This is a genomic window from Gordonia sp. GN26, assembly GCF_054823965.1.
Window position 1 is genome coordinate 1 of record NZ_JSYC01000015.1, and the last position, 15,922, is coordinate 15,922.

The 15,922-nt window shown below is 67.7% G+C and carries 17 protein-coding genes; 10 read left to right on the forward strand and 7 right to left on the reverse strand.

Translation table 11 applies throughout. The features are described from left to right. From OK17_RS05085 to OK17_RS05110, 6 genes are all read left to right on the forward strand, one after another. Positions 1-3,942, forward strand: a 3,942-nt coding sequence (locus OK17_RS05085) for a non-ribosomal peptide synthetase (RefSeq protein WP_461416865.1), incomplete at its 5' end; no start/stop codon positions are given. A 54-nt stretch (positions 3,943-3,996) separates the two neighbouring features. Beyond that, positions 3,997-4,227 (forward strand): MbtH family protein, encoded by a 231-nt coding sequence (locus OK17_RS05090; protein WP_232718932.1) that lies wholly within the window; start codon positions 3,997-3,999, stop codon positions 4,225-4,227. A 31-nt stretch (positions 4,228-4,258) separates the two neighbouring features. Then, positions 4,259-4,396: a hypothetical protein gene (locus OK17_RS05095; RefSeq protein ID WP_232718931.1), complete on the forward strand. Its 138-nt coding sequence runs from the start codon at positions 4,259-4,261 to the stop codon at positions 4,394-4,396. A gap of 177 nt (positions 4,397-4,573) precedes the next feature. Then, entirely contained in the window at positions 4,574-4,807 is a 234-nt protein-coding gene (locus tag OK17_RS05100; RefSeq protein ID WP_232718930.1) for an MbtH family protein, read from the forward strand. A 90-nt stretch (positions 4,808-4,897) separates the two neighbouring features. Then, a complete protein-coding gene (locus tag OK17_RS05105) occupies positions 4,898-5,761 on the forward strand; it encodes a glycosyltransferase family 2 protein (RefSeq protein ID WP_232718929.1) in 864 nt (287 codons plus the stop codon). 321 nt (positions 5,762-6,082) lie between these two features. Further along, positions 6,083-6,397: a hypothetical protein gene (locus tag OK17_RS05110; RefSeq protein WP_006867033.1), complete on the forward strand. Its 315-nt coding sequence runs from the start codon at positions 6,083-6,085 to the stop codon at positions 6,395-6,397. Between the two features lie 104 nt (positions 6,398-6,501). On the opposite strand, the gene OK17_RS05115 is transcribed toward OK17_RS05110, so the two are convergent. Beyond that, the gene (locus OK17_RS05115; protein WP_461416866.1) at positions 6,502-7,155 is read right to left on the reverse strand and encodes a DUF4190 domain-containing protein; all 654 of its coding nucleotides are present in this window, start codon (positions 7,153-7,155) and stop codon (positions 6,502-6,504) included. 79 nt (positions 7,156-7,234) lie between these two features. After that, positions 7,235-7,753: a DUF4878 domain-containing protein gene (locus OK17_RS05120; protein ID WP_232718924.1), complete on the reverse strand. Its 519-nt coding sequence runs from the start codon at positions 7,751-7,753 to the stop codon at positions 7,235-7,237. A 154-nt stretch (positions 7,754-7,907) separates the two neighbouring features. On the opposite strand from OK17_RS05120, the gene OK17_RS05125 reads away from it, so the two are divergent. Then, positions 7,908-9,005, forward strand: a complete 1,098-nt coding sequence (locus OK17_RS05125; RefSeq protein WP_461416867.1) for an LLM class flavin-dependent oxidoreductase — start codon at positions 7,908-7,910, stop codon at positions 9,003-9,005. Beyond that, a complete protein-coding gene (locus OK17_RS05130; RefSeq protein ID WP_461416868.1) occupies positions 9,002-9,697 on the forward strand; it encodes an FMN reductase in 696 nt (231 codons plus the stop codon). Before OK17_RS05125 ends, OK17_RS05130 begins: the two co-directional genes overlap by 4 nt. A 134-nt stretch (positions 9,698-9,831) precedes the next feature. Here the strand turns inward: OK17_RS05130 and OK17_RS05135 are convergent, their stop codons facing one another. Next, the gene (locus OK17_RS05135) at positions 9,832-10,839 is read right to left on the reverse strand and encodes a pirin family protein (protein ID WP_232718918.1); all 1,008 of its coding nucleotides are present in this window, start codon (positions 10,837-10,839) and stop codon (positions 9,832-9,834) included. A 48-nt stretch (positions 10,840-10,887) separates the two neighbouring features. Next, on the reverse strand, positions 10,888-11,643 hold the full coding sequence (locus tag OK17_RS05140) for an acetoacetate decarboxylase family protein (RefSeq protein ID WP_461416870.1): 756 nt from the start codon (positions 11,641-11,643) through the stop codon (positions 10,888-10,890). 420 nt (positions 11,644-12,063) lie between these two features. Between OK17_RS05140 and OK17_RS05145 the strand changes: the two genes are divergently transcribed. Then, complete coding sequence (locus tag OK17_RS05145; protein WP_232718949.1) at positions 12,064-12,714, forward strand: helix-turn-helix transcriptional regulator; 651 nt, start codon at positions 12,064-12,066, stop codon at positions 12,712-12,714. A 227-nt stretch (positions 12,715-12,941) separates the two neighbouring features. Further along, positions 12,942-13,319, forward strand: a complete 378-nt coding sequence (locus OK17_RS05150) for a LuxR C-terminal-related transcriptional regulator (protein WP_232718914.1) — start codon at positions 12,942-12,944, stop codon at positions 13,317-13,319. 40 nt (positions 13,320-13,359) lie between these two features. Here OK17_RS05150 and OK17_RS05155 read toward each other — a convergent pair whose 3' ends face one another. The 3 genes from OK17_RS05155 to sigK all read right to left on the reverse strand — a co-directional run bounded on the left by OK17_RS05155 (position 13,360) and on the right by sigK (position 15,909). Continuing rightward, entirely contained in the window at positions 13,360-14,328 is a 969-nt protein-coding gene (locus tag OK17_RS05155; RefSeq protein ID WP_269785222.1) for an alpha/beta hydrolase, read from the reverse strand. A 158-nt stretch (positions 14,329-14,486) separates the two neighbouring features. Beyond that, the gene (locus tag OK17_RS05160; RefSeq protein ID WP_232718910.1) at positions 14,487-15,308 is read right to left on the reverse strand and encodes an anti-sigma factor; all 822 of its coding nucleotides are present in this window, start codon (positions 15,306-15,308) and stop codon (positions 14,487-14,489) included. Then, positions 15,301-15,909: an ECF RNA polymerase sigma factor SigK gene (gene sigK, locus OK17_RS05165; protein WP_232718909.1), complete on the reverse strand. Its 609-nt coding sequence runs from the start codon at positions 15,907-15,909 to the stop codon at positions 15,301-15,303. The genes OK17_RS05160 and sigK overlap by 8 nt, the downstream gene beginning before the upstream one ends. Positions 15,910-15,922 lie beyond the last annotated feature (13 nt).

A 15,922-nucleotide genomic window follows, 5' to 3' on the forward strand; every position in this document is an offset into this window, starting at 1 on the left:
CAGCAGCGGATGTGGTTCATCAACCAGTTCGACTGGAAGTCACCGGCATACAACATCCCGGCAGTCTTGCGACTGACCGGACCGTTGGACATCGGTGCGCTGCGTAAGGCCGTGGAAGACGTCGTCGTGCGGCACGAATCCCTGCGCACCACTTTCCCCTCGATCGAGGGGCGGCCGGTGCAGCGCATTCATCCCGCCGCAGACGTTGCCGACCGACTGGACTGGGCCGAGGCCCCTGACCAGGCCGCTCTCGAGCGGGACGTGGCCACCGGGTTCGAGGTCACCAAGCAGTGGCCGATACGCGCGCGGTGGTTGCGCATCTCTGACCATGAGTACCTGTTCGCGCTGGTTGTGCACCACATCGCCGCCGACGGCGAGTCGGTCACCCCGCTGGTGACCGATCTGGTGGGCGCCTACGTCGCGCGGAGTGCCGATGCGGTGCCCGAGTTCGCGCCTATGCCGGTGCAGTACGCCGATTACGCGCTCTGGCAACACGAGGTCCTCGGTTCGCCCGATGACCCGACCACGGTCCTCGGGTCACAACTGGCGTACTGGCGTGAGCGTCTGGCCGGACTGCCGGATGTTGTCGACCTGCCCGCCGACCGGCCGCGTCCGGCGACCGCGTCGGGTGTCGGCGCCACCGTCGACGTGCAGATCCCGGCCGGCGTCGCCGACCGGATCTCGGTCGTCGCGCAGGACAACAGGGTGACCGACTTCATGGTCGTCCACGCCGCGTTGGCGACGCTTGTCGCGAGGCTCTCCGGGACCGACGACATCGCGATCGGCACGCCGATCGCCGGCCGCGGACAGGAAGAACTCGAGCGGGTCGTCGGCATGTTCGTCAACACGCTCGTGCTGCGGACGCAGGTCTCGCCTGCGAAGTCGTTCGGCGAGGTGCTGTCGCAGGTCAAGGCCGTCGACGTCGAGGCATTCGCGCACGCCGACGTGCCGTTCGAGACCGTCGTCGACGCGCTCAAACCGGCACGGTCAGGCGCGTTCGCGCCCCTCAGTCAGGTCTGGCTCACGTTCGATCAGGCAGCCGGCGGTGTTCCCGGTGCCGGCGATCTGCCCTCCGGATCGGTGGGTGATCTCGTGATCGCTCCGTTGCCGCTCCCGGCCACGCCGGCCAAGGTCGACCTCCTGGTGAGCGTCGCGGCGGCGCCGGAAGCCGGTGAGCCGTGGCGCGCCACGCTCACCTATGCCACCGACTTGTTCGACGAGTCGACGGCAGAGCGGTTCGGTGACTGGCTGGTCGAACTGCTCGACGCCTTGACGACCCGAACCGACGTGCCGGTCGGTGATGCCCTGTTCCTCGACGACGCTGCGATCAGCCGACTGACGTCCGTCTCCGGTGGTCGTGGTGCGCAACCCGAGCTGCTCGCCGAGACCTTCGAGCGTGCTGCTCGTTCCTGGCCTCAGGCGGTGGCCGTCGTCGACGCGACCGGCAAGTCGCTCACCTACGAGGAACTGGACGCGCGGTCGAATCGATTGGCGCGCTGGCTCGTCGGCCGCGGCATCGGTCCGGAATCCCTGGTGGCCCTGGCGATCGCGCGATCGGTGGAGCTGCTCACCGCCATCTGGGCGGTCGCCAAGACCGGCGGCGGCTACGTGCCGATCGACCCCGACTATCCGGCCGAGCGGGTCGCGAACATGGTCGAGGACTCCGGCGCCGTGCTCGGCCTCTCGACCGACGCCGCCGGGCCGCTGCCCGACGAGGGATTCGAGTGGCATCGTCTCGCCGGCCTGGACCTCGCGGCCTTCACCGCGGCGCCGTTGACGGACGCCGAACGTCTCGCCCCGGCTCGCATCGACAACACGGCGTACGTCATCTACACCTCGGGTTCGACCGGCCGGCCGAAGGGCGTGTCCGTCAGCCACTCCGGCCTCGCCAACTTCGCGCGCGAGGAGATGCGGCGCGGGTCGGTGTCCGGCCCGGCTCGGGTGCTGGGTTTCGCGTCGCCGAGCTTCGACGCCTCGGTCCTCGAGTATCTGCTCGCCACCGCGAGTGGAGGACTCATCGCCTACCGCCCCGGCGACGCCGTGGGTGGAGAAGCGCTGCAGCAGTTCATGATCGAGCACGGTGTGACCCACACATTCCTGACGCCGACGGTCCTGTCGACGCTTGATCCCGCAGCACTCGAAACCCTCGAGCTCGTCTACGTCGGTGGTGAGGCGGTTCCGCAGGCGCTCAAGGACGAGTGGTCGACGGTCCGACGGATCCAGAACCTGTACGGACCCACCGAGACCACCATCGGCATCACCATCAGTGAGCCGATGAAGCCGGGTGACCCGGTCCTGCTCGGCGGACCGCTGGCGGGCCTCGGTCTGCAGGTCCTCGACAGTCGCCTGCATCCGGTCCCCGTCGGGGTTCCCGGCGAGTTGTACGTCACCGGCCTGCCGCTCTCGCGCGGTTATCTGAACCGGCCCGGACTGACCGCTGAACGGTTCGTCGTCGATCCGTTCGGGCACAACGGTTCCCGGATGTACCGCACCGGCGACGTGGTGCGCTGGCAGCGGTCCGCCGACGGTGCACTCTCACTCGCCTATTCGGGACGTACCGACGACCAGGTCAAACTGCGCGGTCTCCGGATCGAACTCGGTGAGATCGAATCCGCACTCACCGCGCACCCCGCGGTCGACTCCGCGGTCGTCATCGGCGTGGGCGGCGCGGTCGCGTCGTCCCTGGCCGCCTACGTGGTGACCACCGGGGACGTCGCCGACGAAGAGCTCCGCGAGTTCATCGGCCGGCGACTCCCGTCCTTCATGGTCCCGGCAACCCTGACGCGTCTCGATGCGTTGCCCATGACGCCCGTCGGCAAGCTCGACAAGGCCGCCCTGCCCGAGCCGGTGGTGGTGACCGCAGACCACGTCGAACCCGAAACGAAGAACGAAAGGGTCATCGCGGAGGTCTTCGCCGAAATCCTGGGTATCGAACGCGTGTCGGCAACCGAGTCGTTCTTCGACCTCGGTGGAAACTCGCTGTCGGCGACCCAGGTCGTGGCGCGGGTGCACGACCATGGCCTTCCGCTCGAACTCCGTTGGCTGTTCAGCGATCCCACCGTCCGTGAGTTGGCCCGACGCATCGACGAGGGCGGTGCACGCGGGAACGACGTGCTGATTACCCTGCGCGGCGACGGCGCCCGGCCGCCGCTGTTCTGTGTGCATCCGGCCGGCGGCCTCGCCTGGTTCTACGGTGGTTTCGCGCCGTACATCTCCGATCGGCCGATCTACGGCCTGCAGGATCCTCACGTCGTCAACGGTGAGGACTCTGCGACCGACGCGCACGAACTCGCCGCGCGTTATGTCGAGGAGATCCGCCGGGTGCAGCCCGAAGGCCCGTACCACCTGCTCGGGTGGTCGATCGGCGGGATCATCGCTCATGCGATGGCCACACGCCTGCAGGCGGTCGGTGAACGCGTCGCCTACCTCGGCATCATGGATACCACACCGGCGGTCGACGGGGAGGTCCCCGCAGCGGTCGTCGAGGAGGAGTCCGCGACGAACCCGGACCACGCCGCCGACATCCTGGGCGGCTGGCGCGATCTGTTCGATCTCGACGACGCGGTGAAGGCGGAGAGTGCGGAAGAGGTCGCCGACATCGTGCGGACGCAGATCGCCGGGATGGGTTTGCTCGCCGAGGACGTCGTCGACCGCGTGATGGACAGCTTCGCCGTGTCCGCGGACATGCTGTTGGCCTACCGCCCGCAGCAGTACGTCGGCTCGGTCCAGGTCTTCACCGCGACGAATGACAAGGAGAACCCGGCCGCGATCCCCGAGGGGTGGCGAGAACATGTGTCCGGAACCATCGACAACACCGACGTCCCGACTCATCACCTGGGCATGACCGATGCCGCCTCGCTCGCCATCATCGGGCCGAGGGTGGAGCAGGCGCTGTCCGCCACAGGTGAACAGAGTGGCGATTCGCCCGACAAACCTTTGTGACCTATTGCCGGACAGGACGATCGGACCGAGGACAACAGGAAAGAGGAGACACGCATGACCAACCCCTTCGACGACGAGAACGGCCGCTTCTTCGTGCTGGTCAACGAAGAGAACCAGCACTCGCTGTGGCCGACCTTCGCCGACATCCCGGCGGGCTGGACCAAGGTGTTCGGAGAGGACAGCCGTGAGGCCTGCCTCAAGTACGTCGAGGAGAACTGGACGGACCTGCGTCCGAAAAGTCTGATCGACGCCATGAACGCCGATTCGGCCGGTTCCGACTCGTGACCCCCGTGACCTGAGGCCGTTCCGCCGGGAGATGCGACACAAGGCCGAGGAGTATCTGCTCGACCAGCTGGGGACCTACGAGGACGCCGGTCTCTATGGCGCGGTGGTGAAGGCGGAGGCCAACGTGCGGAATTCCGTCGCGCTGACCAGCACCCGATCGGCCCGGTGATTCGCCGGACCGATCGGACCGAACATCACCTACTCCCGCGGCGGGCTTCGTACCCGGAATGTCGCTCGTCCGTGTGCACCTTCGGTGTTCGTGGTGGACGCGGCGCCGCAATGCCTACCATTGAGTTTGTCCATGTTCTGAACCGACCTCGGTTGGTTCCCAACGATAGGTACCACGATGACGAATCCATTCGACGACGAGGACGGCCGTTTCTACGTACTCGTCAACGACGAGAACCAGCACTCGCTGTGGCCGACCTTCGCCGACATCCCGGCGGGCTGGACCAAGGTGTTCGGCGAGGACAGCCGCGCCGCGTGCCTGGAGTACGTCGAACAGAATTGGACCGACCTCCGGCCGAAGAGCCTCATCGAGGCGATGGCGGCAGACGAAGCGGGCGAAACCGCCGACTGACTGACGTGAACACCGGGTGGTTCGCTGAGCCCGAGCGAGCGTGACCCGACCTGACGGTCTGTTCCACCGACCTTCCGAGGAGCTTCGCCCATGAAACTCAGCGTCGTCGTGCCGGCCTACAACGAGGAGCACGAACTCGGTGCGTGCCTGGACCATCTCCTGGCTCAGACGCTCCCGATCGACGAGGTTATCGTCGTGGACAACTGCTCGACCGATCGGACCGGGGAAATCGCGCGTGATTATGCGCGACAGCACCCCGGGGTCCGGGCGCTGACCGAGGAACGGCGCGGGGTCGCCTGGGCGCGTGACAAGGGGTTCGACAACGCGACCGGGGACATCATCGGTCGAGTCGACGCGGACGCGCGGGCGCGCCGAGACTGGTCGAGCGTCGTGATGCGCTTCTTCACCGATGAGTCGAATGCCGAGTGGGATGTCATCGGCGGATTTCCCCTTATGGCCGACGCTCCCGGCTGGCGCAAGCAGGAGGAAAAGCTCGAGAAGCTGGCCGCCGACAAGGGTGGCCGGGAGACGAACGGCGTCATCGGGCAATGCTTTGCCATGCGTCGCTCCTGCTGGGAAGCCATTCGGGGATTCCTCCTGTCAGAGCGTCACGACATCCACGAGGATCACGACATGTCCGCAGCCGTCCGTCAGTCGGGTAGGCGGCTGTGGCTGAGTTACGGTCTCATCGTCGAGGGCTCGTCGCGGCGCTTCCGGGTGCCGCCGTGGCGGAATGTCGGATACGCCCTGGGAGGGTCTCGGGCCGCGTGGGCGCGACGTGACTGGAAGGTGTTCGCGCAACAGACCTTCCTCGTGCTGCCGTTCGCCTCTGTCTACCTCTGTGTCCTGTGGGTGAGATTGCGGGGATGGGATCCTGAGACGGAACGATGGAGTGCGAGACGTTTGTGGGACGAGCGACGAGAGGCCGTCCGGGTATCACCCGTTCTCGAGTGAACCCATGGAGGCCGACAAGGCCGCCGGATCCTGATCCGGTTTGTCCGGAATCGACCTACCGGAATATCGGGACGATTCCGCGCGAATAACAACTCAACGAAACAAGAGTGATGAACTGCCGTAACTGACGTCTCAGCAGTAACATGGAGTCACATTCTCCACGCAGAACCGCTTGTGGAATGTGCCACAGATGCTGAAGCAAGAGTCCCCATATTTCGTGGGGTAGGGCACACTGTGTTGAAGGGCCGCAACGTACCAATGTCTGGGGAGGCAGGGACGCCGTGGTCACGCCATTATGGGCGGGGGGGAAGGTAGTCACTCATGAACGATCTAGTGCACGACATCCAGGATCGTGGCGCGATAACGCCGAAGCTGACCGCAGTTCGGTTGGGCGACAAGGCACTCACCTACGGTGAGCTCGCACATCGAATCGACGAATACGATCATGTGTGTTCCGCGCATGGCATGTCTCAGGCTGCTGCGTTCTACGCCGCCCTGATGAACTGCCTGCCGACGCTGGGCGAAGTCCAGCCGCTGGAGGCCCGAATGCAGGTCCTCGGCGAGGTCGAAGCCTGGCTGGGGCGCGGCCGGGGAGCGGTTGCGCCGGCGCGCACCCATCTACGTGCGGTGAGTTAGTCTCCGCACCCACAACTTGAATCGAGACCTGCCCGGTACAGCCGGGCAGGTCTCGATGTCTCTATGGCCCGAGGGTTCGACGACACGGGCCGGTTGTCAGAGCGTCAGAGACCGAAGACCAACGCCAGGAGCAGCAGAATCGGCCCGCCGACGACTACGCTGCCGACACCGCACACGATCCCGGTGACGGCGCGGCCGGTTCCCTTGCGGTTCATCGGCGCCCGGTTGATCTGCTTGATACCGATGATTCCCGAGACGATGGCGACCATGCCGAGAATCGCGCCGAGTCCGAGGGCGAGGGTCATGGGAATCGCGATCAGGCCGGTGGTCAGCGCCAGCGACGCGGCGGGTGCGACCGTACGCCGCGCCGCGGGCGGCGAATACGGCAACGGCCGGACGGCCGGGGTCGGCCGTGAACCGACGAACGGCACCGGCCGTCCGCCCGAGAGCCGAGCGGGTGCGGAAGAAGTGGAGCCGAGAACGGGACTCTGCTCGACGGAGTTCTGCAGGCCCCAGAAGTCGCCCACCGGTGGGAGGGCGGCGTGATCTTCCGGCGCCGGGCGGAGACGGGTCTCGACACGTGTGGCGGGCCGTGGGGCGGGACCGGATGTCGAGTGTAGGGCAGGAGGCGCGGCCTCTACTGCGGCCTCCGGTACGACCGGGAGTGAATTGTCGTCGAGATCGTTGACCGCGGGCCATCGCTCGTGACGTTCGGTGATCGCCGGTGAGAACGGCTGGGTGGGAATGTCGACGCGCACGGCACCTCCTCGCTCGCCGGCTCGAGGGACGGGCCGTACCCGGGCGAGTCTACCGGCGACGAGGAGGTGCCGGCCGGTGTCAGTGGTCGGTCGCCATCCCGGCGAGCTGGGTCACGGCGTCGGCGCTGAGCTTCCAGCCACCGTCGGCGTCGACGTAGGTGAGCTTGATGTCGACCGGCGCCGGGGCATGCGGGCTGGCGACGGCCACCGTGGCGACGGCCTTCTTGTCGCCGTCCTTCGAGACGTCCTTCACGGTGTAGACCTCGGGGGTGTAACCGGCGGCCGACGAACCCTTTGCGAAGGCGATGACCGCGGCCTTGGTGGCAGGGTCCGAGGTGTCGACGACCGTGTCGATCTCATCGGCAGGGGTTGCCGGGTCGACGGCCTTGCGCAGGATGTCCTGGGCCTTCGAGTCGCTGAGGCCGGTGACCTCGTCGATCGCGTCGCCGGCGGCGGTGGAGACCTCGGATGCGGCGGTCTCGACTGCGGTCGACACCTTGCTCGTGGCCTCGTCCACGTCCTCGGAGGAGCAGGCGGTGGCGACGAACAGTGCGGACCCGGCCAGGGCGATGGCGGCGACGGACTTCCGGATCTTCATTGATTCCCCTTCATGCGACGCCTCCGCGGTCGGTACCGCGGAGTAGTAAGCCAACACTAACCCAGCGATTGGGCGGAATTAATCGGACCGCGGTCCGGTTATGGTGTTCGAGGCTGCCAGGGCAGCGCGATCGGCACGCAACGGAAGGCGCGACATGCAGTTCGGAATCTTCAGCGTCAGCGACATCACGACGGACCCCACCACGGGCCGGACGCCCACCGAGAACGAACGGATCAAGGCGATCGTCGAGATCGCCAAGAAGGCCGAGGACATCGGCCTCGACGTGTTCGCCCTCGGTGAGCACCACAACGAACCGTTCTTCTCGTCCTCGCCGACGACGACCCTCGCCTACATCGCGGCGCAGACGGAACGACTGCAGCTCAGTACCGCAACCACGCTCATCACCACCAACGACCCGGTGAAGATCGCCGAGGACTTCGCCATGCTGCAGCACCTCGCCGACGGGCGCGTCGACCTGATGCTCGGGCGCGGGAACACCGGACCGGTCTATCCGTGGTTCGGCCAGGACATCCGGCAGGGCATCCCGCTCGCGATCGAGAACTACCACCTCCTTCACCGGCTGTGGACCGAGGACGTGGTCGACTGGGAGGGAAAGTTCCGGACGCCCCTCACGTCGTTCACCTCGACCCCGCGCCCGCTCGACGGGGTGGCCCCGTTCGTGTGGCACGGGTCGATCCGCAGCCCGGAGATCGCCGAGCAGGCCGCGTACTACGGCGACGGTTTCTTCGCCAACAACATCTTCTGGCCCAAGGAACACTTCCAGCGGCTCATCGCCTTCTACCGGGAGCGCTACGAGCACCACGGCCACGGCCAGGCCCACCAGGCCATCGTCGGCCTGGGCGGCCAGTTCTTCATCCGGCCGAGATCCCAGGATGCGGTGCGGGAGTTCCGGCCGTACTTCGACAACGCGCCCGTCTACGGTCACGGCCCGTCGCTGGAGGACTTCACCTCCCAGACGCCGCTGACAGTGGGCAGCCCGGCCGAATTCGTCGACAAGACACTGTCGTTCCGCGAGAGCTTCGGGGACTACCAGCGCCAGCTGTTCCTCGTCGACCATGCGGGACTGCCGTTGAAGGTCGTCCTCGAGCAGCTCGACCTGCTCGGTGAGGTCCTGCCCGAGCTACGCGAGGGGTTCGCTCAGGGCAGGCCCGCCGACGTCCCGGACGCGCCGACCCACGCCTCGCTGGTGGCCGCGCGCCGCGAGGGCGACAAGATCGAGGTGCGGTCATGAACGGGGGTGCGGTGCGCCTCGTCGCGGTGAACGGCGGGCTCTCCGAACCGTCTTCGACGCGGCTGTTGATCGACCGGATGACGGCGGCGGTGACCGACGCCCTCGGCGAGCGCGGGGCCGCCGTCGAGGTCGCGGTGATCGACCTGCGCGATCTGGCCGTCGACCTCGGCCGTGCGATGACCGTCGGGTTCGCCTCCGGGCAGGCCCGCGCCGCTCTCGACGCCGTGGAGTCCGCGGACGCGCTGATCGTGGCGTCCCCGGTGTTCAACGCCTCCTACAGCGGACTCTTCAAGATGTTCTTCGACCTGGTCGACGTGGACGCGATGTCCGGCAAACCCGTGCTCGTCGCCGCCACCGGCGGTAGCCCGCGGCACTCCATGGTCCTCGATCACGCGCTGCGCCCGCTGTTCTCCTACCTGCGAACCGTGGTCGTGCCGACCGGGGTCTACGCCGCGTCAGAGGACTGGGCAGGGGCCGAGTCGGCCGGCGGTCTGAGCCGTCGAATCGACCGTGCGGCAGAAGAACTCGCGGGATTCGTCGAGCCACGAGCCACGAGTCGCCCCGCGTCGAACATCCGGACCCGGGTCGACGACGCGCAGCACGACGCGCGCGGTACGGGACCCGACGTGCGGCAGCAGACGATCGAGGCAGCGGGGATCGCCAACTTCGCCCGGTTGCTCGGCCCTTCGTGACGGCCCTCCGCAAGCTCCGGGCCTCCTCAGGGGGCGGTGGCTGACAGCCCTCCGCAAGCTCCGGGCCTCCTCAGGGGGCAGGGGCTGACGGCCCTCCGCAAGCTCCGGGCCTCCTAAGGGGCGGGGGCTCAACGTCAGGCGCGGCCCGGAGTGTTCTTCCGGGGACGTAGCCGAGAGTGCGGCAAAGCGGGTGCGGGCAGGTGCTGGATGTCTCCGTCGTATCCCTGTACCTGTCCGAACCGTTCGCTCTGGGCCATCCACTCCTCGCGGAATCCGACGATCTCCTCGTGCGTGCGGCCGATGAAGTTCCACCACATCACGATGTCCTCGCCGAACGGGGTGCCGCCGAGCAGGATCACACGGGCGGAGTCGTCGGAGACGTTGGTCAGCGTCAGTCGCGACGCTCCCACCCCGACGTAACCGAGTTCGGTGCGCTGGAGGGGGGCGGCGCCGGTGTCGGCCACCTCGATCGTCCCGGCGTCGACGAGGATGCCGTGTTCGAAGGTGGGATCGACGTCGAGGTCGGCGGTCGCGCCGGGCGCGAAGTCGAGCTGGGCGCCGAGCAGCGGCGTGAACGTGTGCACCGGCGACCGGGTGCCGAGCAGCTCGCCGAGGAACACCTTGGCCGTGACCCCGTCGAGCACGACGTCGTCCGGGCGGTGGTGGGCGAAGTCCCGCGGGGTGTCGACGGCATCGGCAGGAAGCGCGGTCCACAGTTGCACGCCGTGCAGGACCGTGGTCTCCGGCGTCGACACCTCGGTGTGGGCGATGCCGTGTCCCGCGGTCATCAGGTTGATCTCGCCGGGGCGGACCATCGCGTGGTTGCCCATCGTGTCGCGATGTTCGACCTCGCCGGTGAACAACCAGCTGACCGTCTGCAGGCCGGTGTGCGGATGCGGCGGCACGTCCATCCCGCCGGAACTCGCCACGTCGTCGGGTCCGTAGTGGTCGACGAAGCACCACGCGCCGATGAGCGACCGTGAGCGTTGGGGGAGCGTCCGGTGAACGGTCATCGCGCGCGGGCCGCCGAGGGGTACGTCGCGTGCGGTGAGGACTTCCAGACGAAGGTGCCCGGACCCGGTCGCACTCTCGGCGTCGGTGCGGCATTCGACCTCGGCCGGCTGGGCCTCGAGATTGCTCATGGCGATCATTCTCCCCGGCGTCGGGACCCCGGTGTCCGGAACCGAGACTCAGACGACGGTCGGGTTCTCGAATCGCATGGTGATCTTCTCCACCGAGCTGGTCATCAACGCATGCCGGCCGAGTCGCAGGGAGCGGAGTTCGGCGGCGATGGGGTGGTCGCCGAGTGTGAGGCTCGCTCCGCCGAGGCGGGTCCGGGTCCCGCTCACCGATGTCAGCCGCCAGGGGGTGAGCCGGGTGACGCCGTCGAGCTGGGAATAGGCGTGCAGGACGGTGTCGGCGGTCGTGTCCGGGACCTTGATTCCCGGTTTGATCCGCAGATCCGCGACGAGCGAACCGTCGGCCTCGAGCCGGCCGCGTCGAACCGACGAGGTGTGGTCGACGTCGAACTCGGCCAGCGTCTTCGGGAAGCCCCAGATCCCGCGCCCGGCCGCGAGGGTGAAGTCGCCGTCGACCGGGAGGCGGTGCACGAGGGCACGCGCGTCGCCCTTCCCGAGGGAGCGGAGCGCGCGGAGCGGCGAGGTCGGGGGTTGCGACGGGTCGTCGACGAGGAAACAGACGCCGAACTCGTTGTAGGGCCCGAGGTCGCCGTCCACATAGCCGACGAAGACCAGCATGCACATCGCGCGGCCCGGTCGGATGCGCAGCGGGCGCAGGGTGCCGGGGCGTGCGGACTCGCTGTCGATCGCACGCTGGACCGCGGCCGCGTCGGCGGTGAAACCCGCGACGAAACACTGCGCGTGCCGGATCTCGACGGGCATCGTCACCGTGGTGCCGAGGATGTCGTGGGACGAGGGTGCGGTCACCGGTACTCCTTCTACTGATCTGCGTGGTGTCTTGCGACACGGTTCGACGCAAGACTAGAACGTGTTCTAGTCTTGCATGATCAGGCCGTGGAGACGTCGGAGAAGGCGGATGTCCTCCATCCTGTGGACACGGGAAGCGACAAAACGAGACGGATCGTCGCAGGTCCGCCCTGGAAAGCGCCCGGTGTCCGACTTGTCGTATACGGTTCGCCTCGTGTGCGGCCGCGCCACGCTGTGTAATTGCTGAGAGACGTGTGCAGGCCGCCCGGTGAGCCGACGAAAGGGGGCGTCGTCGATGCCCGAGGGTAACGTCGCATCGCCGCACCGAAAGGGTGCCGCACCGAGCCAGGTGCCGACGACGAGGTGCGCACGGTGACGACGAACGACGTGGCGGCGGTGGACCGCGCCATCCGGGTGGGGATGGTCGACGATCACCGCTCGCCGATCTGGGGGATCGAGCGGGTGCTCGACCCGGTCGACGACATCTCGCTGGCCTGCTCGGCGTCCACGGTCGCCGGCGTGCTCGCGGGGATGCCACTCGATGTCGTGCTGCTCGATCTGCGCCTCGACGACGGCACCACACCCAGGGAGAACGTCAACACGCTCTCCGCGGCCGGTGTCGCCACGGTCGTGTACACATCCGGCGAGCATCCGGCACTCCTGCGTTCGGCGGCCCGCGCGGGCGCCCTCGGGGTGGTACTGAAGTCGGCGGAGGAGTCCGTCATCATCGACGCCATCCGGGCGGCTGCCGAGGGGCGGGCGGTCCTCACCACCGAGTGGGCCGCTGCCATCGACGGCGACCCGGAACTGGCTGCGGTCGATCTCTCGCCGCAGTTGCAGAAGGTGCTGGCCCTGTACGCGTCGGGGGAGACCTCGGCTCGCGTGGGTGCGGCTCTCGGTGTGTCCGCCGAGACGGTGAACGAGTACCTCAAACGCATTCGTCAGAAGTATGCAGACGCCGGCCGGCCGACCCGGACAAAGGTCGACCTGTTCAAGCGTGCGGTGGAGGACGGCTGGCTCCCGGTGCCCCAGCGGCACCGGAGTCGTGGTGCGTCGGATCGTCGGCAATAGGCCGATCCGGATCGGGCCCCGGGGACTGCCCGGTTCGGAATCAGTAGGCAAAAAAGGGGAACGGTGGGGAATCAGTGGTCGATCGGCGCCGGAACGGTAGAAGTCCCCATTTCTGGGTCTACCGGGCGACCGACAGCGGCACTACCTTCAGATCATTGGGAATGACGCGTGGAGCGTGCGGCGTCGGGGGACGTGGGCGATGCGCCAGATAAATAGGGGATGGACCAGTGACGGCCACTTCAGAGTTCTACCGAACCGCACAGTCCCGGGGGGCCGTGGACCAGCGTCGTGTCGGCTCGCCGGAAACGATGCTCCACAACGGCATCACCCGGCTTTCCGACTACCGCCCGGCCGCTGACCGTGCACCGGCGGCGCTGCCGCGGCCGAGCCTGTCCGACCGTGAGGTCGAGGTTCTGCTCGCCTGGCTCGCCGCCGAGTCAAAGGAAGAGGCGGCCGCCCGACTCTTCATCTCGGCGTCGACCGTGAGCACCCACCTCGCACGAATCCGTGCGAAGTACACCGCGGTGGGCCGCCCGGCCCCGACGAAGACGCACCTCTTCGCGCGAGCCCTCCAAGACGGATACACCAGCCTCGATCGCTGGTGAACCACTGACGCGCGACCTGCGGTGATCCCGGGAACGGGGTTCAGCGCAGGTCGCGCGCCAGCTTGGGCCAGGTCGCGTACAGGTCGTCCTGCCAGTAGCCCCACGAGTGGGTGCCGGTCGGCCGGAGGTTCACCTGCACGGGAAGCCCGAGCGAGCGCATCCGCTGCACCATCTGACGGGTACAGATGTCGATGGCGACCTCGATGCCGCCACCGACCACGGCCTGATTGACCAGATCGAAGGCGCTGCCGTCGATACTCGGGTCCCCGAGCTGCTCATGGGAACCGGGCAGCCCGGTTCCGCTGGTCATGTAGACCTTGGTTCCCCGCAGCTTCTCGGCGTTGAGGTAAGGGTCGTTCGCACGCCACCCGGGTCCGTTCAGCGGACCCCACATGTTGACCATGTTCGCGCCACCACGATCCTCGACGACCATCCGGATGTACTGCTGTCCGACCGGATCACTGGTCCGGGCGCATCCGCTGAACGCGGCGACGGACCGGTACAGTCCCGGGGCGGCGATGGCCAGGTTGAGTACCGAGGTCCCCGCCATCGAGATACCCGCGAGGGCGTTGGCGCCGGTGGTCGGGAACTCGGCGTCGATGATCGGCGGGAGTTCCTCGGTCAGGAACGTCTGCCATTTGTTGCGGCCGAGGACCGGGTCGTCACGCTGCCAGTCCGTGTAATACGAGAAGGCGCCGCCGATCGGCGTCACCACGTAGGCGTTCTTGTCGGCGAAGTACTTCTTGTACGTGGTCCGCGCGTCCCACGTCGCCGAGTCCTCGCCGCCGCCTGCGCCGTTCAACAGGTACAGGACCGGTGCCGGTCGCGACCGGTCGCGGGGCGTCAGGACGGTCACCGCGACCGACCGGTCCATCGCCGCGGAGTGCACCAGCAGCGTTGTCTGCTGAGGGTCGTCGGCATAGCGGTCGATGACCCGCGATCCGGGTGCTGCGCCGGCAGGTGGCGCGGATACGAAACCGAGGGCGGCGAGCAGTGCCGCCACCGTCATCAGGACCGTCCAGAACCGTCCGCCGTTCACGCCCACCGCGCCCCACCTGTCTTCTGTGTTTTCCCACCTCTGCCCACGCAGAACGCGTCGGATGGCGAGGTGGCCCCGTCGTCAGTGTAGGCACCGTTCACCGGCGGGCTCGGCGATACCGGTTCGGCTCAGAGCGGGACCTGAGCCAGGATCGGCGTGGTCGGCTGCGGGGAACCGCCCGTGGGCTCGATGGTCACCGCCAGCACCTGGGCGTCGCCGAGATCGTCGACGACGACGGGTTCGGTGTCGCCGCCGGGGATCAGGCCGGCCGGAACCGGATTCTCCGCTCCGCCCACCAGCCAGAGCTGGAAGGTGCTGTCCGGTGAGAGCGGACGGCTCAGATCCCGGATCAGGGTCACCGCGCGGCCGGCGGTCGCGGAGGTGATGACGGTGATCGTGCCGCGGTCGTCCGCGAGAGGTTCGGCGGTCAAGGTCGCATCACCGGCGGCGAGGACCGTGAGGACGTCCCGTTGCGTCTCGCCGACCGCTGTCGTGGCAGGCGAGGGTTCCGGTGCCGTGGTGCGGCCGATCAGGACGCCGGCGCCGAGGGCGACGACGACGGTCGCCGCGGCGGCGGCGAGCACAGCCGTCGTCCGGCGTGGGCTCTGTCGGCGTCCGCCGATGGGCACGGGCTGGGTGGTCGGCGCCTCCGAGGCGCCGTCGGCGGCTGCCTCGTCGAAGACATGGGTCAGCACCCGGTGCCGAAGATCAGAGGGCGCCTCCAGGGCGTACGTGCTCGCGAATCCGGCCATGGCGGTGTGGATCTCGACGATCCGGGACTCATAGGCCGACCGCGCGTCCGGCGAGAGCGCGGCGAGTTCCCGCTCCGCGCGGAGGGTCTCCTCCGGGGTCAGAGCGGAAACGGCGTACAGCTCGATGTGGTCGTCGAGCCAGGCGGACATTCGGTCGTCGGGCTCGGTGTCGGTGGTTGTCATGGTCAGGTCAGGCATCCTCCTGCGTCCTCAGGCACTGTTTCAGGCGGCGAAGGCCGTCTCTGATGCGGGACTTGACGGTGGGCAAGGGGGTTTCGGTCTGCTGCGCGACCTCCGGGTAGGTCAGGCCGCCGAAGTAGGACATCTCGATTGAGCTCCGTTGCAGTTCGGTCAGCTCGCCGAGGCATGTGCGTAGCGTACGCGCCTCGTCGGCGTGGACAGCCACCTCGAGCGGAATGTTGCGTGGGGTCTCCACCGAGGCCGCACCATAGTCCGACATCCGGTCCTGCTGCAGCTGTTCGCTGCGTACGCGATCGACGGCGCGACGATGGGCGATGGTCATCATCCAGGTGAGGACCGACCCGCGGGCGGCGTGGTACTGATCCGCCTTCTGCCAGTACTGCAGGTAGGCCTCCTGCACGATCTCCTCGGCGTATTCGCGGTCGCGGACCACGCGGAACGCGAGTCCGTAGATGCGCGAACTCGTCAGGTCGTACAGCCGCGTGAACGCCGCACGGTCCCCGGTGGAAGCCGATGCGAGAAGATCGCGCAACAAACGAGATTCGTGTCCACGTCCGTGGTCCGCATCGGGGGTCGCGCTGCCGTCATCCGATGTCACTTCATCACGGTAA